20 protein-coding genes are annotated in these 25627 nt (G+C 73.1%); 4 read left to right on the forward strand and 16 right to left on the reverse strand.

Annotation, left to right across the window (positions count from 1 at the left end):
- Window positions 1-62: 62 nt before the first annotated feature.
- The 9 genes from ACFO0B_RS13695 to ACFO0B_RS13735 all read right to left on the reverse strand — a co-directional run bounded on the left by ACFO0B_RS13695 (window position 63) and on the right by ACFO0B_RS13735 (window position 10202).
- Window positions 63-1106, reverse strand: coding sequence for an NUDIX hydrolase (locus ACFO0B_RS13695; RefSeq protein WP_378612886.1), 1044 nt, complete (start codon window positions 1104-1106; stop codon window positions 63-65).
- Window positions 1106-2230 carry a glycosyltransferase family 4 protein gene (locus ACFO0B_RS13700; RefSeq protein ID WP_378612779.1) on the reverse strand — a complete coding sequence of 375 codons (1125 nt, stop codon included), beginning with the start codon at window positions 2228-2230 and terminating at the stop codon, window positions 1106-1108. Before ACFO0B_RS13700 ends, ACFO0B_RS13695 begins: the two co-directional genes overlap by 1 nt.
- Complete coding sequence (locus ACFO0B_RS13705) at window positions 2227-3177, reverse strand: phosphatidylinositol mannoside acyltransferase (protein ID WP_378612780.1); 951 nt, start codon at window positions 3175-3177, stop codon at window positions 2227-2229. Before ACFO0B_RS13705 ends, ACFO0B_RS13700 begins: the two co-directional genes overlap by 4 nt.
- Window positions 3178-3280: 103 nt before the next feature.
- Window positions 3281-3946 (reverse strand): phosphatidylinositol phosphate synthase, encoded by a 666-nt coding sequence (pgsA, locus tag ACFO0B_RS13710; RefSeq protein WP_378612781.1) that lies wholly within the window; start codon window positions 3944-3946, stop codon window positions 3281-3283.
- Window position 3947: 1 nt separating this feature from the next.
- A complete protein-coding gene (locus ACFO0B_RS13715) occupies window positions 3948-4517 on the reverse strand; it encodes an HIT family protein (RefSeq protein WP_378612782.1) in 570 nt (189 codons plus the stop codon).
- Window positions 4514-6568 carry a threonine--tRNA ligase gene (thrS, locus tag ACFO0B_RS13720; protein WP_378612783.1) on the reverse strand — a complete coding sequence of 685 codons (2055 nt, stop codon included), beginning with the start codon at window positions 6566-6568 and terminating at the stop codon, window positions 4514-4516. The genes ACFO0B_RS13715 and thrS overlap by 4 nt, the downstream gene beginning before the upstream one ends.
- Window positions 6569-6727: 159 nt before the next feature.
- Window positions 6728-7348 (reverse strand): (2Fe-2S)-binding protein, encoded by a 621-nt coding sequence (locus ACFO0B_RS13725; RefSeq protein ID WP_378612784.1) that lies wholly within the window; start codon window positions 7346-7348, stop codon window positions 6728-6730.
- Window positions 7345-7707 carry a TIGR02611 family protein gene (locus ACFO0B_RS13730; RefSeq protein ID WP_378612887.1) on the reverse strand — a complete coding sequence of 121 codons (363 nt, stop codon included), beginning with the start codon at window positions 7705-7707 and terminating at the stop codon, window positions 7345-7347. Before ACFO0B_RS13730 ends, ACFO0B_RS13725 begins: the two co-directional genes overlap by 4 nt.
- Window positions 7708-7994: 287 nt before the next feature.
- Window positions 7995-10202: a solute carrier family 23 protein gene (locus ACFO0B_RS13735; protein WP_378612785.1), complete on the reverse strand. Its 2208-nt coding sequence runs from the start codon at window positions 10200-10202 to the stop codon at window positions 7995-7997.
- Between the two features lie 586 nt (window positions 10203-10788).
- On the opposite strand from ACFO0B_RS13735, the gene ACFO0B_RS13740 reads away from it, so the two are divergent.
- A complete protein-coding gene (locus ACFO0B_RS13740; protein ID WP_378612786.1) occupies window positions 10789-11139 on the forward strand; it encodes a hypothetical protein in 351 nt (116 codons plus the stop codon).
- An 11-nt stretch (window positions 11140-11150) separates the two neighbouring features.
- Here the strand turns inward: ACFO0B_RS13740 and ACFO0B_RS13745 are convergent, their stop codons facing one another.
- Entirely contained in the window at window positions 11151-11885 is a 735-nt protein-coding gene (locus tag ACFO0B_RS13745) for a MerR family transcriptional regulator (RefSeq protein WP_378612787.1), read from the reverse strand.
- Window positions 11886-12187: 302 nt separating this feature from the next.
- Between ACFO0B_RS13745 and ACFO0B_RS13750 the strand changes: the two genes are divergently transcribed.
- Window positions 12188-12691, forward strand: coding sequence for a hypothetical protein (locus ACFO0B_RS13750; RefSeq protein ID WP_378612788.1), 504 nt, complete (start codon window positions 12188-12190; stop codon window positions 12689-12691).
- Between the two features lie 7 nt (window positions 12692-12698).
- Window positions 12699-13055, forward strand: coding sequence for a DUF1707 SHOCT-like domain-containing protein (locus tag ACFO0B_RS13755; protein ID WP_378612789.1), 357 nt, complete (start codon window positions 12699-12701; stop codon window positions 13053-13055).
- A gap of 107 nt (window positions 13056-13162) precedes the next feature.
- Here ACFO0B_RS13755 and ACFO0B_RS13760 read toward each other — a convergent pair whose 3' ends face one another.
- Both ACFO0B_RS13760 and ACFO0B_RS13765 read right to left on the reverse strand, forming a co-directional pair.
- Window positions 13163-15580 carry a serine/threonine-protein kinase gene (locus tag ACFO0B_RS13760; protein ID WP_378612790.1) on the reverse strand — a complete coding sequence of 806 codons (2418 nt, stop codon included), beginning with the start codon at window positions 15578-15580 and terminating at the stop codon, window positions 13163-13165.
- Window positions 15581-15713: 133 nt separating this feature from the next.
- On the reverse strand, window positions 15714-17261 hold the full coding sequence (locus ACFO0B_RS13765; RefSeq protein ID WP_378612791.1) for an amino acid permease: 1548 nt from the start codon (window positions 17259-17261) through the stop codon (window positions 15714-15716).
- A 135-nt stretch (window positions 17262-17396) separates the two neighbouring features.
- On the opposite strand from ACFO0B_RS13765, the gene ACFO0B_RS13770 reads away from it, so the two are divergent.
- Window positions 17397-18434 carry an SPFH domain-containing protein gene (locus ACFO0B_RS13770; protein ID WP_378612792.1) on the forward strand — a complete coding sequence of 346 codons (1038 nt, stop codon included), beginning with the start codon at window positions 17397-17399 and terminating at the stop codon, window positions 18432-18434.
- 138 nt (window positions 18435-18572) lie between these two features.
- Here ACFO0B_RS13770 and ACFO0B_RS13775 read toward each other — a convergent pair whose 3' ends face one another.
- From ACFO0B_RS13775 to ACFO0B_RS13790, 4 genes are all read right to left on the reverse strand, one after another.
- The gene (locus ACFO0B_RS13775) at window positions 18573-23459 is read right to left on the reverse strand and encodes an NAD-glutamate dehydrogenase (protein WP_378612793.1); all 4887 of its coding nucleotides are present in this window, start codon (window positions 23457-23459) and stop codon (window positions 18573-18575) included.
- A gap of 124 nt (window positions 23460-23583) precedes the next feature.
- Window positions 23584-24273 carry a hypothetical protein gene (locus tag ACFO0B_RS13780; protein WP_378612794.1) on the reverse strand — a complete coding sequence of 230 codons (690 nt, stop codon included), beginning with the start codon at window positions 24271-24273 and terminating at the stop codon, window positions 23584-23586.
- Window positions 24270-25217, reverse strand: coding sequence for a hypothetical protein (locus ACFO0B_RS13785; RefSeq protein ID WP_378612795.1), 948 nt, complete (start codon window positions 25215-25217; stop codon window positions 24270-24272). The genes ACFO0B_RS13780 and ACFO0B_RS13785 overlap by 4 nt, the downstream gene beginning before the upstream one ends.
- A 67-nt stretch (window positions 25218-25284) precedes the next feature.
- A complete protein-coding gene (locus ACFO0B_RS13790; RefSeq protein ID WP_357029350.1) occupies window positions 25285-25620 on the reverse strand; it encodes a helix-turn-helix transcriptional regulator in 336 nt (111 codons plus the stop codon).
- Window positions 25621-25627 lie beyond the last annotated feature (7 nt).

Here is a 25627-nt window from a genome sequence, read left to right on the forward strand (position 1 = left end):
CCCGACCCCGGGAGCCGGGCACCCCGATGCCCCTCGATTGTGCAGCAGATCACAGGTATGTTTCAGCGGATCGAGCGCACCTCGGGCTCGTCACCGCCATCGGCGACGGCCGACGCCTCGGCCAGCAACTCGTCCAACTGGTACGGATAGACGGTCTCGCCGGAGCGGTCCAGTGCCACGATGTCGTCGGGCGTGCACCACTTGTTGCCGGAGATCGAGCGGCGCTCGACGAAGGTGAGCGAGGCCGGGTTCGGCGCGAAGGCGGGCACCCGGAGCACGAAGAAGAGCTCCTCGGCGCGGATGAGTTCGCCGTCGAACGGGAAGACCGCGACCCGGCGCCAGATCGGGCCGCGCAGCGCGGCGGGGTCGGCGATGTGCCCGGTCTCCTCGTGCAGTTCGCGCACGGCGGCCTGGCGCAGCGTCTCCCCCGGCTCGACGCCGCCGCCGATGGTGAACCAGAAGGCGGTCTCCGGGGTCTTCGGGTCGGAGCCGCGCATGAGCAGCACCCGGCCGGAGTGGTCGAGCAGCACCACGCGGGCGGAGGTGCGGCTGGTGTCGACGGCGAGCCCCGTCGACGCGGCAGGGGTGGTGCGCTCGGGGATCTCGAAGTAGGTGGGCAGCGGGGCGGTGCCGCCGAGGTGCAGCCAGCGCACCGGGCGCCTGGTGCGCAGCGCGAGGGTGTCGCGCACGGCGTCGTTGTGGAAGCGGCGGGCGATCAGCACCCTCGCCTCGGCGTCGGCCAGCTCGGAGATGAGCTGCGGGCGCAGGTGCTCGATGTCGACGGCCGCGAGCGCGGCGCCGAGCCGGTTCTCCGCCACCTCCCGCTCCCCGCGTTCGGCGCGCTCGGCGCGGCCGGCCAGCGCGGTGAGCCTGCGTGCCTGCTCGGTGACGGCCGGGTCGGAGACCGGGCCCGCGATGGCGAGCGCCACCGCCCGCGCGACCACCGCCCTGCGGGCCAGCGCGGATTCCAGTGCGGCCCAGGACTGGTCGTTGCGCACGTGCAGCCGGTCCAGCCGGTTGGCGGTGGCGTAGGCCCAGAGCGCCAGCGCGGCCAGCGCCGCGACGACGATCGCGAGGACGAGGACCGTTGTGGCCGAGAAGGTGATCATCCGGCGGCCCGCACGCCCTCGTCGCCGACGGTGACGGTCTCGTAGACCCGCAGGATCTGCTCGGCCACCACCGGCCAGTCGTACTCGCCGACCACCCTGGTCGCGGTCCGCACGAGCTCGTCGCGGCGCTCCGCGTCGGCGAGCAGGTCGCCGAGCGCGGTGGCGAGCGCGGCGGCGTCGCCGATCGGGACCAGCACGCCCGCGGCGCCGTCGCGCAGCACCCGGCGGAAGGCGTCCAGTTCGCTGGCGACCACCGCGGTGCCTGCGGCCATGGCCTCGATCAGGATGATGCCGAAGCTCTCGCCGCCCAGGTTCGGCGCGACGTAGACGTCGGCGCTGCGCATGGCGGCGGCCTTCTCGGCATCCGAGACCTGGCCGAGGCAGTGCAGCCGGTCGGCGTGCGGCCCGGCCTCGCGGCGCAGCCGCTCCTCGTCACCGCGCCCGACCACCAGGATCCGCACGTCGGGGTGCCCGGCCACCAACGCGGGCAGCGCGGCGAGCAGCACGGCCATGCCCTTGCGCGGCTCGTCGTAGCGGCCGAGGAAGAGCACGGTGCCGCCGGGGCGCGGGTAGCCGGGCAGCATCGGCGCGCGGGCGAAGGCCTGCACGTCGACGCCGTTCGGGATCTCCACCGCGTCCGAGCCGAGCGCCTCCACCTGCCAGCGCCGAGCCAGCTCGGAGACGGCGATCCGGCCGGTGATCTTCTCGTGGTACGGCCGCAGCACGCCTTGGAAAGTACTGAGGACCAGCGATTTCGTGGTCGAGGTGTGGAAGGTGGCGACGATCGGCCCCTCGGCGATCTTCAGCGCCAGCATGGAGAGGCTCGGTGCGTTCGGCTCGTGGATGTGCAGCACGTCGAAGTCGCCGGTCTCGATCCAGCGCCGGATCCGGGTGTAGGCCATCGGGCCGAAGGCGAGGCGGGCGACCGAGCCGTTGTACGGGATGGCCACGGCGCGGCCGGCCGAGACCACGAAGTCGGGCAGCTCGGTCTCGTCGGCGGCGGGCGCGAGCACGCTCACCCGGTGGCCGCGCTCGATCAGCACCCTGGCCAGCTCGACGACGTGCGCCTGCACGCCGCCGGGCACGTCGAACGAGTACGGGCAGACCATGCCGATCCTCATCCGTCCGCCTCGACATCGGGGCTGCCCGCCCGCGCGGCCTCGATCAGCGCGCGCCTGCGGTCGGAGAGGTCGCCCTCCCAGAGTGGTTGCAGCATGTGCCAGTCCGCGGGGTACTCGGCGATGCCGGTGGCGAAGGAGTCGGCGAGGGCCTGGGTGGCGGCGGCGACGCCCGCCGCGGTGTCGATGGCGGCGCCGACGCGCAGCCCCCACGCCTCGGTGCCGTCCTCGGTCTCGCGGAACCAGAGGTGCACCGGGAGCAGCGCGGCGCCGGTCTCGACGGCGAGCGCGGCGGGGCCGCCCGGCATCCAGGTGCGCTCGCCGAAGAAGGTGACCGGGACGCCGCGGCCGGTGAGGTCGCGCTCGCCGAGCAGGCAGACGATGCCGTTGGCCCGCAGGCGGGCGGCGAGGGTGCGGAACGGGGGCTGTTCGCCGCCGGTCAGCGGGAAGATCTCGAAGCCGAGGCTCTCGCGGTAGGCCACGAACCGCTCGAAGAGCGACTCCGGCTTCAGCCGCTCCATCACGGTGGAGAGGCCGCCGTAGTTCTGCACCAGCCAGACTCCGGCCATGTCCCAGTTCCCGGAGTGCGGGAGGACCAGCAGCATGCCCTTGCCGCGGGCCAGGGCGGCGTCGAGGTTGGCCCGGCCCTCGACCGGGAGCAGCGGGGAGCGGCCGAGTGCGGCGTGGTCCATGGTCGGGAGGCGGAATGCCTCGCGCCAGTAGCGGGCGTAGGAGCGGAGGGAATCGCGGATCAGCGTGTCCGGTACCGCGTCCGGGGCGACGCCGAGGACCCGGGCGAGGTTGCGGCGCAGCTGATCCGGGCCGCCGTTGCGGGCGCCGCGATCCGCGCCGATGCGAAACGCATTGCGCGCCAGACCCTCCGGCAGTGCGCGGACGACGCGCCAGCCCGCGGCGTAGCCGAGTGCGGCCGCCCGCTCGCCGAGGCTCATCCGAGACTCCCGGACCGACGCGGGCCCGCAGTCGATGCGGGCGCACCGGCACGCGGCACCGCGGGGACTCCGTTGCGCGGGCCGCGCACAGCGAGCCGCGCGCTCATCCGGCTTCCGCCGTTGGCGCCGCCGGCGGGAGCAGGTCGCGGGCGCCGGGTGAGCTGCGCACCGCGAGCACCCGCTGGAAGACCGTGATGATGCTGAGCACCGCGAGGATCCACATGGCGACGTGCACCGCCCAGGTGAGCCACTCGATGCCCCAGTACCCGGCCATTCCGGTGAGCCCGGCGCCGACCAGCACGATGATCAGCCGGTCCGGCCGTTCGATCAGCCCGCCGTCGGCGGAGAGCCCGCTCGCCTCGGCGCGCGCCTTGGCGTAGGAGATGACCTGCGAGGTCACCAGCACCACCAGCGTCGCGGCGAACAGCAGCTTGCTGTTCTCGTGGAACACCGCCCACCAGGCCAGCCCGCCGAAGATGGCGCCGTCGGCGACCCGGTCGCAGGTGGCGTCGAGCACCGCGCCGTACCTGGTGCCGCCGCCGCGCGCCCTGGCCATGGCGCCGTCCAGCATGTCGAACATGACGAACAGCCAGATCACGATGGTGCCCCAGAACAGGTGCCCGGCCGGGAAGAGCGTGACCGCCGCCGCGATGGTGGCCGCGGTCCCGATCAGCGTCACCGCGTCGGGGGTGAGCCCGGTGCTCACCAGGGCGCGGCCGAGCGGGGCGGTGGCCTTGGCGAAGGTCGCGCGGCCGAAGAAGCTCAGCACCTCACTCGACATCCTTCGCGGCGGGCTCGGGGTTCTTCCACGCGTCGGCGAGCAGCGCCCTGGTGTCGCGCAGCAGCTGCGGCATCACCTTGGCGCCGCCGATGACGGTGATGAAGTTGGCGTCGCCGCCCCAGCGCGGGACGACGTGCTGGTGCAGGTGGTCGGCGAGCGAACCGCCCGCCACCCCGCCCAGGTTCAGCCCGACGTTGAAGCCGTGCGGGGAGGAGACCCGCTTCATGGTGCGGATCGCCTCCTGGGTGAAGGCCATGAGCTCGGCGGCCTCCGCGTCGGTGAGATCCTCCAGCTTGGCGACCCTGCGGTACGGCACCACCATGAGGTGGCCGGGGTTGTACGGGTACAGGTTCAGCACCGCGTACACCAGTTCGCCGCGCGCGATGACCAGGCCGTCCTCGTCGGTCATCAGCGGGATGTCGGTGAAGGGGTGGCCGGTGGAGTCGGCTTTCGGCGTCGCGGTGGCGGCTTCGGAGATGTAGGACATGCGGTACGGGGTCCACAGCCGCTGGAGCCGATCCGGCTCCCCCGCCCCCCGGACCACGAACTCCTCGCTCATATGCCCGCCTTCCGGACCTCGAAGCCCTCCGCGCTCGGCGACGCGTTCTCGCGCGCGGCGATCCAGGCGAGGATGGTGGCGACGGCGTCGTCCACCGGGACGCCGTTCACCTGGCTGCCGTCGCGGAAGCGGAAGCTCACCGCGCCCGCGGTGACGTCGCGCTCCCCCGCCAGCAGCATGAACGGCACCTTCTGCGCGGTGTGGTTGAAGATCTTCTTCTGCATCCGGTCGTCGGTGCGGTCCACCTGGGCCCTGATCCCGGCGTCGCGCAGCCGCTCGACCGCCGCGTCCAGGTGCTCGGCGAAGGCGTCGGCCACCGGGATGCCGACCACCTGCACCGGCGCCAGCCAGGCCGGGAAGGCGCCCGCGTAGTGCTCGGTGAGCACGCCGAAGAACCGCTCGATCGAGCCGAAGAGCGCGCGGTGGATCATCACCGGCCGCTGCTTGGTGCCGTCGGCGGCGGTGTACTCCAGCTGGAACCGCTCGGGCAGGTTGAAGTCGAGCTGGATGGTGGACATCTGCCAGGTGCGGCCCAGCGCGTCCCTGGCCTGCACCGAGATCTTCGGGCCGTAGAAGGCGGCGCCGCCCGGATCGGGCACCAGGTCGAGCCCGGAGGCCGCGGCGACCTTGGCGAGCGTCTCGGTGGCCTCCGCCCAGATCTCGTCCGAGCCGACGAACTTCACCGGGTCCTTGGTGGAGAGCTCCAGGTAGAAGTCGTCCAGGCCGTAGTCGGCGAGCAGCCCGAGCACGAACTGCAGCGTGCTGGTCAGCTCGGCGTGCATCTGCTCCTTGGTGCAGTAGATGTGCGCGTCGTCCTGGGTCATGCCGCGCACCCGGGTGAGGCCGTGGATCACGCCGGACTTCTCGTACCGGTACACCGACCCGAACTCGAAGAGCCGCAGCGGGAGCTCGCGGTACGAGCGGCCGCGGGAGCGGAAGATCAGGTTGTGCATCGGGCAGTTCATCGGCTTGACGTAGTAGTCCTGGCCGGGCTTGCGGACGGTGCCGTCCTCGTTGTACTCGGCGTCGAGCTGCATGGGCGGGAACATGCCGTCCCGGTACCAGTCCAGGTGGCCGGAGACCTCGAACAGGTGCCCCTTGGTGACGTGCGGGGTGTTCACGAACTCGTACCCCGCCGCGACGTGCCGCGCCCGCGAGTACTCCTCCAGCTCCTTGCGGATGATCCCGCCCTTCGGGTGGAAGACCGGCAGCCCGGAGCCGAGCTCGTCCGGGAAGCTGAAGAGGTCGAGCTCCAGCCCGAGCTTGCGGTGGTCGCGCCGCTCGGCCTCGGCGAGCAGGTGCAGGTGCTGCTCCAGCGCCTCCGGCGATTCCCACGCGGTGCCGTAGACGCGCTGCAGCCCCTCGCGGCTCTGGTCGCCGCGCCAGTACGCGGCGGAGCTGCGGGTGAGCTTGAAGGCCGGGATGAACTTGGTGGTCGGGATATGCGGGCCTCGGCAGAGGTCGCCCCAGATCCGCTCGCCGGAGCGCGGGTCCAGGTTGTCGTAGATGGTGAGTTCCTTGCCGCCGACCTCCATCACCTCGGGGTCGTCGATGCCGGACTTGTCGGAGATCAGCTCCAGCTTGAACGGCTCGCCCGCCAGCTCGACCCTGGCCTCCTCGACGTCGACCACGCGGCGGGCGAAGCGCTGGGCGCCCTTCACGATCTTCTTCATCCGGGATTCCAGCTTGGCCAGATCCTCCGGGGTGAACGGCCGGTCGACCCGGAAGTCGTAGTAGAAGCCGTCCTTGATCGGCGGGCCGATGCCGAGCTTGGCCTCGGGGAACTCCTGCTGCACCGCCTGGGCCAGCACGTGCGCGGCGGAGTGCCGGATCACGCTGCGGCCTGCCTCGGTGTTCGCGGCGATCGCCTCGACCTCGACGTCGGCCTCGGGGACCCAGGAGAGATCCTTGAGGCCATCGGCGTCGCGCACCACCACGATGGTGTCCGGGCCCTTGGTCGGCAGCCCCGCCTCGCGCACCGCGGCACCCGCCGTCGTCCCGGCAGGCACCCGGACGTGGGTGGCAGGACTGATCGGGGCTGAGATGGTCACGGCTGAGCTCTCCTCGGCGTCGTCGGGCACGGGCTTTCCCGCCTCGGGGGGGCGGATCCCGCGTCGATGCCGGGCACCCGTGTGCTCCGGCGCTGCCATGCTATCGGCACCGCCGGGCGGGTGCGCCGACGGACACCGCCGCCGTGGGTTCGCCGGGAGTCAGTTCCCGGTGGTCAGTGCCGTCAGCAGCTGCTCGCGCTCGGCGGCGGGGCGCTTGGGGCAGCTGGTGCACATGGCGCAGCCGGGGGCTTCGAAGACCAGGCAGCAGGAGATCCGCTTGACGAAGGTGCGGCCCGCGACCTCCTGGAAGCGGGGTGTCGGCAGCTTGCCGCCGACGTCGTGCGCCAGCGTGGGGGCGATCGCGGGGGCGCCCGCGTCGATGGCCCGGTTGCCGATGGCGTCGGCGACCACCGCCCAGAGTGCGGGGATGCCCGCACCCGATGCCTGGGCGACGGTGGCGATCACCGAGATCAGGCTGGCGCGCAACGCCTGGGCGGCCGCGCGCGGGTCGGGCGCGGGATCGTCGGCGAGCGAGATCGTTTCGATGCCGCCGTCGGCACGCACCGGGCAGTTGATCCGGTCCAGCTCGACCGTCGGCACCGCCGACCGCGCGGCGTAGGCCCCGACCACCGGCTTCACCAGTGCTGACGCGACCATGCACCACCACAGCGTGCCTGCGGCGCGACAGGAGTCGGTGCCCCAGCTCCGGCCCATCTCCGCGATCCGCGCGGTGACCCACGCGGGGTCGCGCAGCGCGGCGCCACCGATCGTCCCGGTCACTTCAGAGGACTGCGCAACCATGGCCATTCCACTCCGATCCAGCCGCCGACCAGCGAGAACGTATTCAGCACCCAGAGCGTCGCGACGACGAGGAGGAAGGTACCGAGCGCCGCGAGCGCGCGCACCAGCGGGCCGCGCGCCGAGAACCATGCCATGAATTGCCGGTACCGCCCGCGAAGCCACCGCAGGACACGCTGGGCCCAGGCGAATTCGCTGGCCAGGATGCCGAGCCCGGCGAAGACGAGGGCCCAGCCCGGCCCCGGGTAGGGAATGGCGATGATGCCGAGCACGAGCACCGTGGCCCCGGCCAGCGCGACCAGGATCCGATAGCCGAACTCGACGCCGCGGCGCTCCGCGATCCGGCGCCGCCAGGCGTACTTGTGCTCGCGCCGGGCGCGAGTCTCCGTGGAGTCGTCGGGCGGCGCGGGCGCGACGGGGTCCGGCTCGATGGTCACCAGCCCAGCGTACGAGCCGAGTGCGCGGGGCAGTGCGAACGCACCCACTCGGCGGGCCGAGCACCGCGGCTCGCCCGCTCAGCGGGCCGGGCCACCACAGCCCGCCGACTCAGCGCGCCGGTCACAGCGGCGAACCCGCCCGGCGGGCCGGTGACCCGGCCCGCCCGGACGGCACCGGGCGAGCCACGGTGTCACACCGGTTCGAGCACGCGCCGCTGCCCGCGCTCGTCGATCTGCGCGATCCCGTCCACGGTCACCTCGACCACCCGCGCGCTGGCGATGTCGAAGAACAGCCCGGTGACCACCGCGCCGCGCTCGAGCACGGCCGGATGAGCGCGCAGCGTCTCCAGCTGCACGGCCACGTTCACCATGCTCAGCTGGTCGACCTCGCCGAAGCCGGCCGCGCGGGCGGCGAGCGCGACCGGGTGGCCGCGCCGGAACCGCTCCAGGCTGGGCGCGGCGTGCGCCAGCCAGGCGTCGATCTCCGGACCGGCCTCCGCGCCGGAGTGCAGCGCCTTCATGGCCCCGCAGGACGAGTGGCCGCAGACGACGACGCTGCGCACGTCCAGCTCGGCCAGCGCGAAGAGCAGCGCCGCCTCCACCGACGGGTCACCGGCGACCGGGACCAGATTGCCGACGTTGCGCACGGTGAACAGGTCACCGGGGCCGCTGTTGGTGATGACGTTCGGCACGATCCGGGAATCGGCGCAGGTGAGGAAGAAGGAATCCGGGTCCTGCCGGTCGCGCAGCTCGTCCAGGTGCGGCCGCACCACGTGCGCGTGGCTGCGGTGGTAGGCCGCGACCCCCGCGGTCACCCTGTCCTCCGGCGCCTCCTCGTGCCGCCACGGCCCGAGGATGTCGTCCCAGATGGCGCGGCCCATGCCGCGGGCGGGCGGACCCGCGGTGGCGTCGGCCATCCGCGCGCTGCCGATCTCGACGAAGTGCACCGAGCCGCCGCCGTTCTCCTGCTGGCGCACCCACTCCTCCAGCGCCTCGAAGGCAGCGTGGTCGAGGAAGTCGACCGTCATCTCCACCGTCACATCGGCGCCCGCGGGCACCTTGCCCAGCTCGCCGGTGAGCTTCGGCAGCGCCAGGAAGGTGCAGGAGCCGTCGATCCGCACCACCCACTGCTCGGAGCCGGGCACCTGCTGGGCGTGCACGTGGATCCGGACCACCCGCCAGAGCAGCAGCGCGAAGGCGAGCGCGAGCCCGATGAGCACCCCCTCCAGCAGGTTCAGGAAGACGACGCCGAGAATGGTGGAAACGTAGATCAGCAGGTCACCGGTGCGCTTGGCGAGCTTGATGTGCGCGAGTTTGACCAGCTGGATGCCGATCACGATGAGCAGCCCGGCGAGCGCGGCGAGCGGGATCTGCTCCACGAGCGAGGCGAGCACCACCGAGAAGAGCAGCAGCCAGACGCCGTGCATGATCGCCGAGGCCCGGCTGCGCGCCCCTGCCGCCACATTGGTCGCGCTGCGCACGATGACGCCGGTCACCGGCAGCCCGCCTGCCAGGCCGGAGAGCACGTTCGCCGAGCCCTGGCCGATCAGCTCGCGGTCGAAGTCGGTGCGCTTGCCGTCGTGCATCTTGTCGATGGCGACCGCCGAGAGCAGGCTCTCCACGCTGGCGATCAGCGCGATGGTGAGCACCATGAGCGCGACGGCCGCCCAGCCGCCGTCGGGGATCTGCGGCAGCGCGATGGCGTCGAAGAGCGAGCCGTTCAGCACGATGCGCTCGACATCGGTGGGGAGTACCAGGGAGAGCACGGTGGCGATCACGACGGCCACCAGCGGGCCGGGCACGGCCGCGAGCCGCTTCGGCACCCGGCGCCAGCCGATCATGATCGCGACGACGACCAGCCCGATGGCGGCATCCCAGACGTGCAGGTGCACGACCTGCTCCGGCAGCTGGGTGATGTTGCGCCAGGCGCTGCTCTGCGATGCGCCGCCGAGCAGCACGTGCACCTGCTGCAGCGCGATGGTCAGGCCGATCCCGGCCAGCATGGCGTGCACCACCACCGGAGCCACCGCGAGCGCGGCGCGCGCCACCCGGCTCAGCCCGAAGAGGATCTGCAGCACGCCGGCGGCAACCACGATGAAACAGGTGTTGCGCCAGCCGAATTGGTTGATCGACTCGGCGACCACCACGGTCAGCCCCGCGGCGGGGCCGCTGACCTGCAGCACCGACCCGCCGAGGAGCCCGGCCACGATGCCGCCGACGACCGCGGCGATCAGCCCGGCCTCCACCGGCGCGCCGGAGGCGACCGCGATGCCGAGCGAGAGCGGGAGCGCGACCAGGAACACCACGATGGAGGCGGGGACATCGTGGCGCAGAACGGAATTCATCCGCTCCCGCAGGGCGGGGCGGCCGGGTGGAGCGAGGTCGTTCTCGATTGCCATGTCTTCTCCTTCGCCGACCCCGGGCACAGCCGGGGTCGGTTGACGATCACGAAATCCGACGGGGAGCAGACCGCGAACCGGCAGTCGCGGTGGAGCGATGCCCCGGCGCTGCTACGGGCCGGGGTGCAATGAAAAGCAAGGGTATTGGTAATGACTTAGCAAAGCCTGAGAACTCCGCTGCCGGGCGGATTGCTACGCGGACGTTCTGAAACCCTTGCGCTTCAACATTTCTCGCCCGTCGGGCGGAGACGCGGGGCGACGTCGGTGTCGGTGAACATATTTCTCCTTCGCCGGGGCCGAACCCCGGTTCATCGGCGGAACATGTGCGGCATCGAACGCGCCGCGCGGGAGCGCGGCGCCCTTGGTACGTGACCGTGACGCTGAGGTCGCCCCAATAGTAAAGATGAACCAAAGCATGTGGAAAGTCCCAGGTCGGACGAATGGCGCACACAATCAACCTGTGACCGTCCACATAGTGTGGAGCTTCCCAGCAGCGGGAACGACTCTCCGCGCATCGACACGTCTTCAACGTACCGTTGGATAACGGCGCACTACAGAGTGTGCACTTATTCGAATGGAGTTCCCGATGACCACCAGTTCGACCACCCGCCGCATCCTCGCCACCCTCGCGCTGACCGGCACCGTCGCCGGCGTCATCGCGGGCGCTGCCGGTACCGCGGGCGCCGCACCGCGGGATTCGCGCTTCGGCCGCGACGACACCGGCTGGGACCACATCGACCCGAGGGGCTACCACCACGGGTCGGACGACCCGCGCTCGCGGGCCGAGACCAGGGACAACCGCAGGGCCTACTACGCCGAGAACTACCCGGGGCAGTCGGTGAACTCCGGCAGCGGGGGCAATGACAACACCACCTGGTCGCGCTCGGACAACGAGGACGGCTGGACGGTCTGCAAGCCGCAGGCCCGCTACTGCTAGGGGCGTGCGGCTCAGGCGCCGGGCAGCGCCTCGTTCAGCTCGGTGTCCTGGGCCAGGTAGCGCGCGGTGTACCGGTTCACCAGCTCGGCGGCGAGCCGCCCCGGCGCGGTTCTGGTGACCTCGGCCCGCTCGGCGAGCTCGGCGACGTCGGCGGCGGTGCGCTCCGATTCCAGGAACGGCTGCCACGCGGTGCGCTGGAAGAGCTCGACGAAGCGGCGCGAGATGCGCTCGCAATCGCCGCGCAACCGGTCCAGTTCGTCGAGCACGTCGGCGACCGGGACACCGGCGGCGCCGAGCTGCTCGGCAACGGCGATGAGCTGCGGGTCGGCGATCCGGTAGGTGGTCGCGTCCACCGGCTCGTACAGCCCGGCGGCGACCACCCTGGTCAGCCCGTTCGGTACCGCGCGGTACCGCTCGTCGAGGTCGGTGGCGGAGATGGTCTCGCCGCTGCCCGCCGCGGCGCCGTCCAGCTCCTCGGCCTCGGAGACCCCGAGCACGTCGCCGAGATCGTCGCCCCGGTCCCACGCCTCCAGCAGCTCCCGGATCCCGTTGAGCTTGATTCCGCGATCCAGCAATCGGCTGATGGTGCGAATCCGGTTCAGGTGCTCCCGGCTGTAGAAACCGGTGCGCCCCTTCACCTGCGGCGGGGGGAGCACGCCGCGCTCGTGGTACACGCGCACGCTGCGAACCGTCGTGTCAGCCGCACGCGCCAGCTCATCGATCGTGTACTCAACACCCGCAGACATGCACTAAGGAAACCATATCCGGCGTGCCGGGCACGGCGCGCCGCGCGCCGCCCCGCCGGGGCGCGGCGCCGGATTCGTGACTCCGCACAACGCCGCGCGCGCCCGGCCGGACATCGCGACCCGAACCCGGTGACCCGGCACGGAACGGCGGCCCTTCCGGCCCGGCGCAAGTCCCGGGCAACCGCATCGGCGCCCGCGATTTCCCAGCGCCGGGAAGGCGAGGCGCTCGACAGCACAGTTTACCCATGGATAACGTCTCGTTATATAGCGGCATGTAGCGCGCCGCGGGAGTGGAGGCTTCGATGTTCACGAGGTTCGCGGCACGGGCGATGGCCGCGTGCGTTGCGGTGGCCGCGGGTGCGATCGGCACCGGGCTCGGCGGCGGTGCGGCGCAGGCCGACGAGGGCATCGCCTGTCTCTGGGCCGGCGTCTCGCACCCCTACCTGTCCGAGGTCGTGGCAGGCGGCTGGAGCTTCGAGTGCGGCTGGGACGGGCTCAGCTCGCACTGGTTCCGCGGCGGCCGGACCGGCGCGCCGAGCACGGTGCCGAATCCGGGCGCCGGCTCGGCGCCGTCCGGCAGCTTCAGCGGCGGTGCGCTGCAACCGGGGACCGCCTACACCGACTACTGCGTCGGCAGCCAGCTGATCGAGGGTGCCGAGGACGTCTACGAGGTGGTCTGGGGGGCGAGCGGACCGCCGTTCTGGAAGGCCGCCGCACCGATCGCGCAGTGGCGCTTCGATCATGGGACCGGGCCGCAGCCGTCCTGGCGCTCGTCCAGCCTGTGCTACGACGGCATGCTGATCTGAGCAGGCCGTGGCCGCATCCGATCCGCGTGCGGGCGACGCCGACCGCGAGCGCGCCATGCGCGAGCTCACCGAGCACCTGGGCTCCGGCAGGCTGAGCCTGCCGGAGTTCGAGGTGCGCAGCGCCGCGGTGGCGGCGGCGGAGAGCAGGGCGGAGCTGGCCGAGTCCTTCGCCGACCTGCCCGCCGGGGTGCCGCCGGGGCCGCCCGGACCGGCTCCGCGCCCCGGGGTGCGGCGGGCGGTGCTCGCCACCGCACTCGCCTGTCTGGCGCTGCTGTTGACCGTGCTCACGGGCCAGTGGGCCTGGCTGCTCGGGCTGCTCGCCGTCCCGCTGCTGCTCCGCCCGGTGTTGGTGCGACCGGGCTGAACTCCCGGCGCGGTACCGGTCGCCGCCGGGCTCGGGTGCGCCTCGTAGTGCGCCGCGGCGAGCTGCGAACCGGGGCTACGCCTCGCGCCGCGACGAGAGCCGCCGGGCTAGAACCGGGTCCGGGGCCGGACGTAGTTGGCCAGGTCGACGAGGCGGTACCGGTGCAGCCGCTGCGGCGCGCCGCGGGCGAGCGCGCGCAGCGCGGTCTCCAGCCCCGCGCGCAGCCCGGGCCGGGTGAACGGGGTACCGAGGATGGTGCTGTCCGCCCGCACCGTGCGCGGCTCGGCGTCCAGCGACTGCAGCGCGGCGCCGAGGACGACGATCCGCAGCTGCAGCGCGCGCGGCTCGTCCGGCGCGGCCTCCAGCCTGGCCGCCGCCTCGGCCAGATCGGCCTCGGTGATCTCGGCGGCCGGGCGCGAGACCAGCAGCAGGCACCCGGTGAGCCGGGCGATCCCGTGGTAGCGCGAGGCATCGGGCACCTGGTCGAGGATCTCGACGGCCTCCGGCACCCGCTGCTCGGCGGCGAGCCGCCTGGCCAGCCCGAAGGCCGCGCTCACCGCGCCCCGGTCGGTGCGCCACACGGTGCGGTAGTACTCGATCGCCGCCGCGCTCCAGCGCTCGGCCTCCCCCGGCTCGCTCAGCGCGAGTTCGGCGGTGGCGGCCAGCGCGAGCTGCGGCGCCAGCTCCCCGGGAACCATGGTGTGCACCTGGTCGAAGTGCTCGTACGCGGTGCGGTGCTCGCCGTGCAGCAGCGCGGCGATCGCGCTGTACCACTCGATCCGCCAGTCGCCGCCGTACCGCGGCCGCAGCTCGGCGAGGCGCGCGCGGGCCTGCCCGACGTCGCCGAGGTCGAGGTGCGCGCGGACGACGGTGAGCGTGCCCTCCAGCTCGAAGGTCGCCGGCTCCTCGATGGTGCCCGCGACGATCCGGTCGGCGGCCCGGCGCAGCGAGTCCAGCGCGTGGATCGGGTCGGCGTGCGGCAGCGTGGAGAGCAGCTCGGCGCTCGGGTCCTCGCTGTCCACCAGCGGCACCGGCAGCGCGGCGACCACGCTCGGGGCGTCCAGGGTCGGCAGCCGGTGTCTGCCGTCGGCCATGCCGTCGGTCTGGCCGATCACGGTCTCGATGCCGAAGGCGCCGCGCATCGAGCCGAACTCGGCCGAGGACTGCGGGTGCTCCAGCTCGGTGTCGGTGGCGAGCACCATCCTGAGCACCCCGGCGAGCTGGCAGTGCAGCGCGTAGGCCGAGGGGAAGCGGCGCGCCGGGTCCGGGTCGGTGGCGCGGACGAGCAGCCTGCGCAGCGCCGGGTAGCGGCCGAGCAGCGGCACCTCGTCGGCGCCGGGGATGCCGGCGCGGTAGTGGCCCTGCTCGTCCTTGGGCAGCTCCAGCACCAGCGCGGCCAGCGTGCGCCCGACGGTGTGGATGTCGGAGGCGACGGTCGGGCCGGTCTCGGTGACCTCGGGGGCCTGGTAGCCGGGGGTGCCGTAGATACTGCCGTAGGACTCGACGGCGGCCACCGCGCCCAGGTCGATCAGCTTCACCTCGTCCGCGCTGACCATGATGTTGTCCGGCTTGAGGTCGTTGTAGGCGAGCCCGGAGGAGTGCAGGTAGTCGAGCGCGGGCAGGATCTCCATCAGGTAGGCGATCGCGTCGGCGACCGGAAGCCGCTCCGGCGCGGCCAGATCGAGCAGCGTCTTCAGCGAGCGGCCGCCGACGTACTCCATGACGATGTAGCCGTCCGGGGTGTCCCGGACCGAGCGGTGCTTCACGAAGTTGTAGATCTTGACGATGCTCGGGTACGCCACCTCGGAGAGGAACTGCCGCTCGGCGAGCGCGACCACGTGCGCCTCGAAGTCGAGCGGGTTCTGCAGCCCCTTGAGCACCACCCAGCGGTCGCTCACATTCCGGTCGATGGCCAGGTAGATCCAGCCGAGGCCGCCGTGCGCGAGGCAGCCCTGCACCTCGTACTGGCCCGCGACCATCTCCCCCGCGGCCAGCGCGGGGCGGAAGTTGAACGGCGATCGGCAGCGCGCGCACTCGCCGGCCGCCGGGCCCGGCTCGCCACCGGTACCGCGGCCGACCGGGTGCTGGCACTTCCAGCAGTGCCGCTTGTGCTCGGCCACCTCCGGGTTCGGCAGCACCGCGCCGCGCGGGTCGAGCGGGCTCACCTGGGGCATGGACACCAGGCCGTCGCCGAGCCTGCGGGTGCCGGGACGCGATCGCGCGCTGCGGCCGGATCCGGGCTGGGTCCCGGTGTCGAGTGCCGCGAAAAGGGCTGCGGCGGTGTCCATCTGCCCGGCGCCGGAATCCGGCTCGGTGCCGATGCCCGGTCCGGTTCCCGGGTCCGGCTCGGTGCCGCGCTCGGCCGCGCGGTCGGCGACGGCGGTCCGGCCCGGCCGCGCCGCCGCGTTCGGGGCGCGCCTGGTAGCCCACGGGTGCCTGGCGCCCCTGGGCAGCTCGGTACCCCTGATCCGCCTGCTCGACCACGGGTGCGGCAGGGGGCGGTCGGCGTCGGGCTGCTCCGGCATGCGAACCTCTCGGACCCACTCGTTCGGCGCCCCATTGTGATCCACCACCTTTCGTTCCGGGCAACCTCGCATTCCCAGCGCTGGGAACAGCACTCCACCCCGGGCGGGTGGCCCGGGGTGGAGCGGAGAACGGTCAGTCGCGGTCGTCGGCCGCGTCGGATGTGCCGAGCACCACCGCGGGGCCGCCGCTACCCGGCGGCCGCTCGGCCACCACCGGGAAGGCCCCGGTGTGCCCGACCCTCGCCGTCGCGATGGCCAGCACCCGCTTGCGGGCGAGGAACCAGCCGCCGACGAAGAGCGGGCACACCACCAGCAGGGTCGCGATCACCGCGCCGCGCTGCACCGCGTCGTCGCTGAAGAGCATCAGCAGCACCACCGCCGCCAGGAAGACCAGGGTCGCGTAGCTGGTGTACGGCGCACCGAAGAGCCGGAACTTCGGCCGCTCGATCCGCCCCTCCCTGGCCCACCTGTACAGCTTGAGCTGGCAGAGGATGATCGCGCTCCACGCGGCGATGGTGCCGAGCGCCGACATGTTCAGCACGATCTCGAACGCCTGCTCCGGGACGAGGGCGTTGAGCCCGACACCGAAGAGCGCGATCACGCCGGTCGCCAGGATGCCGACGTAGGGCACGCCGCCCTTCGACATCCGGGCGGCCACCCCGGGGGCGCTGCCGCTCATCGACATCGAGCGCAGGATCCGGCCGGTCGAGTACAGCCCGGCGTTGAGGCTGGAGAAGGCGGCGGTGAGCACCACCAGGTTCATCGCCGAGCCTGCGCCGTCGACGCCGATCTTGGAGAAGAAGGTGACGAACGGGCTCTCCCCGGAGCGGAACGCGGTGTAGGGCAGCAGCAGCGCGAGCAGCACCAGCGAGCCGACGTAGAACAGCGCGATCCGGGCGATCACCGAGTTGATCGCGCGCGGCATGACCTTCTCCGGATGCTCCGTCTCGCCCGCCGCGGTGCCGACCAGCTCGACCGCCGCGTAGGCGAAGACCACGCCGGTGGTGACCAGGACCAGCGGCATCAACCCGCTCGGGAACAACCCGCCGTTGTCGGCCATGATGCTCAGCCCCGTCGGCACGCCGTCGATCTCGGTTCGCCTGGCGAGGAAAACGGTGCCGATGATCAGGAACCCGACCAGCGCGACCACCTTGATGATCGAGGCCCAGAACTCCAGCTCGCCGAACCAGCGCACCGAGACCATGTTGATGGCGACCACCGCGGCCAGCGCGACGAACGCGATCACCCACTGCGGCACGACCTCGAACCTGCTCCAGAAGTGCACGTAGGTGGCGATGGCGGTGATGTCGACGATGCCGGTCATGCACCAGTGGAAGAAGTACATCCAGCCGACCGCGAAGGCCAGCTTCTCGCCGTAGAACTCGCGGGCGTAGGAGACGAAGGAGCCCGACGACGGGCGGTGCAGCACCAGCTCGCCGAGCGCCCGCAGGATGAAGAAGACGAAGACGCCGCAGATGGCGTAGACGAGGAAGAGCCCGGGGCCCGCGTGCGCCAGCCTGCCTCCCGCGCCGAGGAAGAGGCCGGTGCCGATGGCGCCGCCGATGGCGATCATCTGGATCTGCCGCGGGCGGAGCGCTTTGTGATAGCCGGCGTCCTCCGCGAGCGGCGCGTCCGCCGCGGGGCCGGGGCTCTGCGCTTCTGGTGCGCGAACTGTAGTCATGCCGATGCCTTTCGCGTGACGGCGATCATATCGGTGATTAATGTACCGCCAAACAGCGGCACGTTCAATAGCGGTTCTCTGATTGGAGTGCCGCTATAGTGAACCGCAGGGAGCCGACTCGACGGAGGAGCGCGGATGGCCTGGTTCGCACGGGAGTTCATCGCGGTCCCCGAGGACCGCAAGAACCAGCTGGTCTACAAGTGGCCGGATGTCACCATCCGGCGCTACTCGCGCGCCATCGTGAACGCCGACGAGCTGGCGCTCTTCGTGCGCTCCGGCCAGGTGCTGGCCACGCTCGGCCCGGGCAGGCACCGGATCGACGCGGTCGAGCTCCCGGTGCTCGGCGCGCTGCTCGACGGCGTCACCGGGGGCAACCTCTACCGCGCGGAGCTCTACTTCGTCGCGGCCCGCGAGGTCACCGGGCTGCGTTTCGGCGGCAGGCTGGCCGATGTCCGCGACCCGGTGAGCGAGCAGGTGGTGACGCTGCGCGCCTTCGGCGAGTTCGCGCTCGCGGTCCGCGATCCGGCGGTGCTGATCACCGCGCTGACCGGGACCACCGACCTCACCGACCCCGTCTCGGTGACCTCGTGGGCCGCCGAGCTGCTGCTCAAGTCCATGAAGGTGGCCGTCGCGCGCGGGGTCTCCGGCGGCGCGTGGCCGGTGCTCGGGCTCTCCGAGCAGCTGCGGCCGATCGAGGCGGCGGTGCTGCGGGAGACCAATCTCGCGCTCTACGAGTACGGGCTGCGCATTCCGCGGATGGGCAACTTCGACATCACGCTCGCTCCGGAGGACGCCGAGCGGCTGAAGCGGCTCGCCAAGGACGTCACCTACATCCGGCTGGCCGGCGACTTCCAGCGGTACGCCGCGGGTGAGCTCGCGCTCGGCGCCGGGCAGGGGCTCGCACACGGCGGCGGAGGTGGCGCCGAGGGTGGATTGCTCGGCGCCGCACTGGGCTTGGCGGCGCTGCAGCAGCCACGGGCCGTTCCGCCCGCGGCGGCGGAGCCCGCCGTGGGGTGCGGCGGGTGCGGGGCGGCGGGCCCGGCGGGCGCCCGGTTCTGCCCCGGGTGCGGCGCCCGGCTCGCCGCCGCGCCGCGGCACTGCCCCGGCTGCGGGGCCGAGGCCGCCCCCGGCGCGCGCTTCTGCGCCGCCTGCGGCGCCCGACTGCCCGGCTGAGCGGTCCGGTCGCCGCCCGACCAGTGGCTCGGCAGCTGCCAGCCGTTGCGACGACCGGGCGCGCCGCTTCCTCGAGGCCGCACCCGGCGGTGCGCCGCGAGCCCCGGCGGGTGCCGGAGCCGCGGAACACGCGCCGGTTCAGCCGGATCGGGAGGCGTTCCCCGACTCACCGCCGACCAGCCCGCGCACCTGCCGCGCCGCCACCGACAGGGTGGCGATGTCGTGGTCGTCGGCGGCGAAGATCTCGCGCAGCGCGGCGCCCGCCCGTGCCAGCCTGGCCCGGTTGATCGACTCCCAGTAGGCGATCTTGGCGGCGACGCCGTCCTGCGGGCCGGTGGCGGCCAGCACGTCCCCGGTGAGCAGCCGCCAGGATTCGTAGAGGTCGTCGCGGACCGCGAGCCGGGCCAGGGTGTGCCAGCGGTCGCCGCGGGCGAGCCTGCCGACCGCGGTCAGCAGCCGCTCGATGGCGAAGTGCTCGTTCAGCGCGTACATCAGCGCGGTCACCTCCGCGGGGTCGCGCTCGGCGATCTCGGCGACGTCGACGGCGTCGAGCAGCGGGCAGAGCTGGATCAGCCGGTACACCTCGGCGGCGATGCCCGCGGGCGCGCCGTGCTCGACCGCCCAGCGCGAGCGCGCGGCGAGGTCGGCGGCGAGGTAGCCGGTGAGCAGGGCGGGCACCGCGTCGGCGAGCACCCGGACCCGGTCCCAGTAGCGGGCGATCTCGGCGCCGATGGCGATCGGCTGCGGCCGGTTGGCCAGCAGCCACCGCGATGCCCGGTCCAGGGTGCGCTCGGCCTCCAGCTCGAGCTGGTCGCGGACCGCGGTCGGCATCGGCGTGCTGCGGATCCGCTCGCGCAGCACCGGCAGGTCGAAGATGGCCGAGGCGACGGTGTAGGCGCGGACGGCGTCCTCGGTGGTCGCGCCCGCCTCCTCGGCGAGCCGGAAGGCGTAGGTGATGCCGCCGTTGTCGACCATGTCGTTGACCACGACGGTGGCGACGATCCGCCGCCGCAGCGGGTGCCTGGCGATGGCGGCGCCGAAGCGCTCGCGCAGCGGGGCCGGGAAGTAGCCGGGCAGCACCCCGGCGAAGGCGGGGCCGTCGAGCAGCTCGCCCTCGAGCAGCTCGGCCTTGAGCGCGAGCTTGACGTGCGCCATGAGGTTCGCGAGCTCGGGCGAGGAGAGGCCGCGGCCGTCGGCGCCCCTGCGGTCCAGCTCGGCGTCGGTGGGCAGCGCCGCCAGGCGGCGGTCGAGCCCGTGCCCGGACTCCAGGGCGCCGATCAGCCGCCGGTGCACGCCGAGCATGGCGGGCGCGTCCGCGCGGGAGATGCCGAGGCGGACGTTCTGCGCGATGTTGTTGCGCAGCACCAGCTCCGCCACCTCGTCGGTCATCGAGGCGAGCAGCGGGTCGCGGTCGGCGGCGGCGAGCTCGCCCGCCGAGACCGCCGCGTCCAGCAGCACCTTGATGTTGACCTCGTGGTCGGAGCAGTCGACGCCCGCCGCGTTGTCCAGCGCGTCGGTGTTCATCCGGCCGCCCGCGCGGCAGAACTCGATCCGGCCGAGCGCGGTCACCCCGAGGTTGCCGCCCTCGCCGATCACCTTGACCCGCAGCCGGTCCGCGTCCACCCGCACCGCGTCGTTGCCCTTGTCGCCGACCTCGGCGTCGGACTCGCTGCTCGCCTTCACGTAGGTGCCGATGCCGCCGTTCCAGAGCAGGTCGACCGGGGCCTGCAGCACCGCCCTGATCATCTCCGCGGGCGCGAGCGCGGTCACCTCGCGGGCGATGCCGAGCGCCGCGCGCACCTCGGGGGTGACCGGGATCGACTTGGCGGTGCGGTCGTGGACGCCGCCGCCGGGCGAGATGAGCGCGGTGTCGTAGTCGGCCCAGGAGGAGCGCGGCAGCGCGAACAGCCGGGCGCGCTCGGCGTGCGAGCGCGCGGCGTCCGGGGCGGGGTCGAGGAAGATGTGCCGGTGGTCGAAGGCGGCCACCAGCCGGATGTGCTCGGAGAGCAGCATGCCGTTGCCGAAGACGTCGCCGCTCATGTCGCCGACGCCGACCACGGTGAAGTCCTGGGTGGCCACGTCCACGTCCAGCTCGTGGAAGTGGCGTTCGACGCTGGTCCAGGCGCCGCGGGCGGTGATCCCCATGGCCTTGTGGTCGTACCCGGCCGAGCCGCCGGAGGCGAAGGCGTCGCCCAGCCAGAAGCCGTACTCCCCGGCCACCTCGTTGGCGATGTCGGAGAAGGTCGCGGTGCCCTTGTCCGCGGCGACCACCAGGTAGCTGTCGTCGCCGTCGCGGCGCACGACGCGGGTGGGCGGGCGGGTCTCGCCGGTGGCCCGGTCGACATTGTCGGTGAGGTCGAGCAGCCCGGCGATGAAGGTGCGGTAGCAGGCGATGCCCTCGGCGAGCGCGGCCTTCCGGTCGGCCGCCGGGTCGCCGGTCGGCGCGGGCGGGCGCTTGACCACGAAGCCGCCCTTCGCGCCGACCGGGACGATCACCGCGTTCTTCACCGCCTGCGCCTTGACCAGCCCGAGGATCTCGGTGCGGAAGTCCTCCAGCCGGTCCGACCAGCGCAGCCCGCCGCGCGCCACCGCCCCGAAGCGCAGGTGCACCCCCTCGACCCGCGGCGAGTAGACGAAGATCTCGTACTTCGGCCTTGGCTCGGGCAGCTCGGCGATGGCGGGCGGATCCAGCTTGCAGGAGAGGTACTCCGGCGGCCTGCCCGCGGCGTCGCGGCGGTAGTGGTTGGTGCGCAGCGTCGCCTCGATCAGCCCGTGCACAGCGCGCAGGATGCGGTCCGCGTCCAACCCGGTGACCTCGTCGATCGCGGCCCGGAGCCGGGCGGCGAGCGCCGCCGCGCGCACCCCGCGGGTCGGCTCGGGGGCGTCCGGGTCGAAACGGGCGGCGAACAGCTCCGCGCAGGCGGCGGCGATGGCCGGGTGGCCGAGCAGCACCCGGGTGATGTGGCCGGAGGTGTACGGGAACCCGGCCTGCCGCAGGTACTTCGCGTACGCCCGGAGCATGGCGATCTGCCGCCAGTGCAGTCCCGCGCGCAGCACCAGCTCGTTGAGCCCGTCGACCTCGGCGTCCCCGAACCACATGGCCTCGACCGCATCGGGGAATCCGCGGCCGACGCCGGTGCGCGGCCCCGCGCCGATATCGCCCGCGCTGAGCCCGGCCTCCAACCCCGGGTCGAGCGCAGCGCGCAGCAGCGCCGCGGGGACCCGCAGCCCGAAGTCGAGGATCCAGCGATCCGCGGTCCCCGCGCGCCGCACCCGGTGCGGCCGCTCGTCGACGACCTCGACGCCGAGGCTGTGCAGCACCGGAAGCACCCGGCTGAGCGAGACGCCCGCGCCGGTGAGGTAGAGCGTGAACCGCCACTCCCCCGACGGCGCGCCCGCGTCGCGGGCCAGGCGGGTGTCGATCTCGCCGTCGCGCAGCCGCTCCAGCCTGCGCAGGTCGGCCAGCGCGCGGTCCGGGCCGTGCTCGTCCCGGTAGCTCGGCGGGAAGGCGTCGGCGTACGCGTCGAGCAGCGCGGGGGTGATGTCGGGTGCCGCGGCGGCGGCGCCGCGCAGCCGATCGGCCCAGGTCAGGGTGGCGTCCTGGAGCAGTTGCTGGACCCGCGCGCGGCCGTCGCCGGAGAGGTCGGCGGGTGCGGCGCCCGCGGCGCGGTGCACGGTCAAATACAGCACGGCCAGCTCGGATTCGGTGGCCCGTGCGGAGTAGGTGATCCGCTCGCCGCCGTACTCGGCGCGCAGCACCTCGGTCATCCGCCGCCGCACCTCGGCGGAGTAGCGGTCGCGCGGCAGGTAGACCAGGCAGTAGAGCGCGTCGCTGCGCACGTCGCGGCGGACGAAGAGCCGCAGCTGTCTGCGCAGCCCGAGCGTCATCACGTCGGCCACGGTCTCGTAGAGCCTGCGCGCGTCGGTGGAGAAGAGCTCCGCGCGCGGGAACGACTGCATCAGCTCCAGCATGGTCTGCCCGGAGAACGAGTCCAGCGCCAGCCCGGACCGCGCGATGACCTGCAGCGCACGCCGGGAGACGACCGGGATGTCCAGGATGTTCTCGTGCAGCCCGGTGACGGCGAAGGTGCCGACGAAGACGTGTTCGCCCTGCACCATGCGCACGGTCTCGCCCGGTACCGCGGCCTGGCCCCGCTCGCCCGCGCCGTAGTCGGCGACGCTCACGAAGTAGAGGTCGCGCGAGCCGGGCAGCAGCGATTCGACGGTGCCGTTGGACATCCGCAGCACCGAGCGCTTCGGCCCGAGCAGCGGGACGGTCAGCGCCACCGACGCGTCGTTGCGCAGCACGCCGAGCCCGGTGCCAGGCACCTGCCACGCCTCGTCCGCGGTGGGGTTCGCGCGGCGGATCCGGTAGTAGCCGTAGCCGAGCACGGTGAAGTGGCCGTTGCCCATCCAGCGCAGCAGCTCGGCGCACTCGGCGATCTCCGGGTCGTCGGCGCGCGCGGCGGCCCGGTCCAGGCTGCCTGCCACCTCGCCGAGCGTGCCGAGCATGGCGGGCCGGTGCTCGGCGACCCGGCGCAGGTCGTGCAGCAGCGGCGGCAGCGCCGCGGCGATCCGGTCGGCGGTCTCGGCGGTGAGGTCGGGCGCGAGCTGCACATGGATCCAGGACTCGGCGAGCCCGGCGAGCGGCTCGCCGTCCGGGACCGCGACCCCCGTCAGGGCGCCGCCGCCGTCCCTGGTCACCGCGAAGACCGGGTGGATCACCTCGGTCACGGTGGCGCCGAGCCTGCGCAGCGCGGCGGTGACCGAGTCGACCAGCATCGGCATGTCGTCGTTGACGATCTGCACCGCGGCGCCGAGCCCGCCCGCGTCCCCCTGCCGGTACACCCGGGTGGCCGCCGAGCCGGGCGCGCGCACCGCGGCCAGCTCGCGGTGGCGGCGGAAGATCTGCTCGGCGCGGCCGGCGCCCGCCGCGGCGGCGCCGGGCGGGAGCCAGCGGAAGTACGCCGCCTCGGGGTCGTCCCCGAGCTGCCGCGGATTCGTGAACTGAGTGGTTGCCACCATCGACCTGTCGCCTTCCCGAGCGGGGTTCGTCCGCGCCGCGCCCGTTCGGCTACCGTCTACTCCTGAACGAACGAGCCGTTATATAGCGGCACGTTGAACAGTGTAACAAGCTGCGAGCGGCGCGTCACGGCATCAGCAGGCCGGCCCGGTTCAGAAAGGTCCGCGCGGCACCGGGGCCGGTGAAAGCGCTGGTCTCCAGCAGTAATCCGGTGCGCGAGTCGGCGTAGAGCACCGTCGTCGACGGGCCGACCGCGGCGTAGACGCGGCCGTCGAGCAGCACGGTCCCACCCGCCGACCGCCACCGGCGCACGGTGGCGGCCAGCTCCTCCGGCGCGGCGAGTTCGGTGTGGAGCGTCAGCTCGCGCCCGCCGGCCAGCCCGCCGAAGAGCAGCGGGCTCCCCGCGGGCAGCACGCACCGCTCGGCGCGGCGCCCGGCGTCGGCCCGCTCGCAGGAGGTGGCGGCGGCGGCGAGCAGCTCGGGCAGCGCCTGCGCCGCCGAGACCGGTGGCGGCGGCGCCACCGCCGAGCGCAGCGGCGAGCAGGACCAGACCAGCACCGCGCAGAGCACCGCGAAGAGCACGCCGACGGCGGGCAGCACGAAGCGCTGCCACTCCCCGCCGACCACGCCTGCGACCTTCTCCGCGTTCCGCACCACCTCGTGCGCGCCCTTCACCACCTCCCGCGCGCCGCGCACCGTGGTCTCGGCGACGTCGAGCGCGGCGCGCAGCGGCCCGCCGCAGTGGCCGCACCTGGACTCGCCGCCCCGGCTGCGGTGCGCGCAGTACTCGCAGACCAGCTCGAGCGGGCCGCTCACCGGCCGGTCACCACGACCGAGGAGATGGCGGTGGTGTTCACCGCGGCGTCCCCGCTGGACTGCAGCACGGTGAGCACGATCCGGGAGGCGCGCAGCGCGGGCCGGATCGGCGTGACCACCAGGGTGCGCTGGTTCAGCGTCTGCTGGGTGTAGACGGTGGAGTTGCCGTCGTCGAACTGGTACGAGACCCGGCTGACGGTGCGGAATCTGCTCCACTGGTCGGTCCCGTCGGCGGCGACGCTGTCCCAGCCGGGGACGATGCCGATCGAGTCCACCTCGTAGGTCCGGCCCAGGTCGATGGTCAGCACCTGGCCGTCGACCTTGTAGGCGCGCACGCAGCTCCACGCCTTCTCCGGCAGCCCGCTGAACGCGTCCATCGCCGCCGTGCTGCCCGGCGGGCACGTGGACTGCGCCGATTTCACCTCGATCGGCTCGGTGAGCGGCACCGCCGAGGTGCTCGGCGCGGTGGTCAGCGGCGGCGCGGTGACCACGAGCGTGCCGACCGTCGCCTGCTCGTCGGTGCGGCCGCCGGTGGTGACGAGCGTCAGGATCAGCGCGAGCGCCAGCGCCACGGCCGCCGCGACGGCCACCTTCGGCCTGCGCAGCAGGGCGAGCCCGGCGGCCAGCGGCCGCTCCGCCCGCCGCTGCCGGGGCGGTTCGGGCTCCGGGTCGGGCCCGGGGCTCGCGGCCTGCTCGGAGCGGGCGACGGCGGAGAGGCCGGGCGGCGGCTCCGGGTCGTACTGTTCGCCGTTGAGCAGCGCCAGGATTCGCTCGCTGGCCTTGGGCCCGCGGGCACCCCGCGGTGCCGAGACCGGGCCGGAGTGTTCCGGATCCGGGTCCGGCGCGCCGCGGCCCGGCCCCGCGAGCGCCGGATCGGCGAGCAGGGTGTCGAGGAGCAGCGCGCGATGGTGGAGAAAGACATCTCCCGAGTCCTCGCCGGGCATGTCGCAGAGCGTATCCGGGCAGCTCCGGCCCCGGCTCGGGCGCCATTCCCGCCGGTGGGAACCGGCGTCACTCGGAGAGGAAGTACTCCTGCGGCACGTCGAATACCCGGGCCAGCGCGATCACCAGGTCCAGCCGGGGGATGGCGTCGCCGTGGATCAGCCGGTACAGCCCGGACTGCGAGACCGGGACGTCCGGGTAGGCCAGCTCCAGATGCCTGGCCAGCGAGTACAGGGTCAGCGATCGGGTCGAGCCGTCCTCGGTGGAGACCACCGACTCCGCGATCAGATCCGACAGCCTGCGGGAGAAGATGGCCGCCGCCGCCTGGCGCGGCGTCAGCGCGGCCCCGTCACCCGGCGTCTCCGCCGCGTCGCCGGGGGAATCCGCTGCCACGGAAATAGTCATAGCGCCT

This window comes from Nocardia jiangsuensis, from assembly GCF_042650385.1.
Classification (GTDB): Bacteria; Actinomycetota; Actinomycetes; order Mycobacteriales; family Mycobacteriaceae; genus Nocardia; species Nocardia jiangsuensis.

Excerpts from the sequence above, each read along its gene's own strand:
- ACFO0B_RS13700 (WP_378612779.1), bottom strand. The coding sequence starts at position 2,230 with ATGAGGATCGGCATGGTCTGCCCGTACTCGTTCGACGTGCCCGGCGGC.
- ACFO0B_RS13705 (WP_378612780.1), bottom strand. The coding sequence starts at position 3,177 with ATGAGCCTCGGCGAGCGGGCGGCCGCACTCGGCTACGCCGCGGGCTGG.
- ACFO0B_RS13715 (WP_378612782.1), bottom strand. The coding sequence starts at position 4,517 with ATGAGCGAGGAGTTCGTGGTCCGGGGGGCGGGGGAGCCGGATCGGCTC.
- ACFO0B_RS13735 (WP_378612785.1), bottom strand. The coding sequence starts at position 10,202 with ATGGCAATCGAGAACGACCTCGCTCCACCCGGCCGCCCCGCCCTGCGG.
- ACFO0B_RS13740 (WP_378612786.1), top strand. The coding sequence starts at position 10,789 with ATGACCACCAGTTCGACCACCCGCCGCATCCTCGCCACCCTCGCGCTG.
- ACFO0B_RS13745 (WP_378612787.1), bottom strand. The coding sequence starts at position 11,885 with ATGTCTGCGGGTGTTGAGTACACGATCGATGAGCTGGCGCGTGCGGCT.
- ACFO0B_RS13750 (WP_378612788.1), top strand. The coding sequence starts at position 12,188 with ATGTTCACGAGGTTCGCGGCACGGGCGATGGCCGCGTGCGTTGCGGTG.
- ACFO0B_RS13760 (WP_378612790.1), bottom strand. The coding sequence starts at position 15,580 with ATGCCGGAGCAGCCCGACGCCGACCGCCCCCTGCCGCACCCGTGGTCG.
- ACFO0B_RS13765 (WP_378612791.1), bottom strand. The coding sequence starts at position 17,261 with ATGACTACAGTTCGCGCACCAGAAGCGCAGAGCCCCGGCCCCGCGGCG.
- ACFO0B_RS13770 (WP_378612792.1), top strand. The coding sequence starts at position 17,397 with ATGGCCTGGTTCGCACGGGAGTTCATCGCGGTCCCCGAGGACCGCAAG.
- ACFO0B_RS13775 (WP_378612793.1), bottom strand. The coding sequence starts at position 23,459 with ATGGTGGCAACCACTCAGTTCACGAATCCGCGGCAGCTCGGGGACGAC.
- ACFO0B_RS13785 (WP_378612795.1), bottom strand. The coding sequence starts at position 25,217 with ATGCCCGGCGAGGACTCGGGAGATGTCTTTCTCCACCATCGCGCGCTG.
- ACFO0B_RS13790 (WP_357029350.1), bottom strand. The coding sequence starts at position 25,620 with ATGACTATTTCCGTGGCAGCGGATTCCCCCGGCGACGCGGCGGAGACG.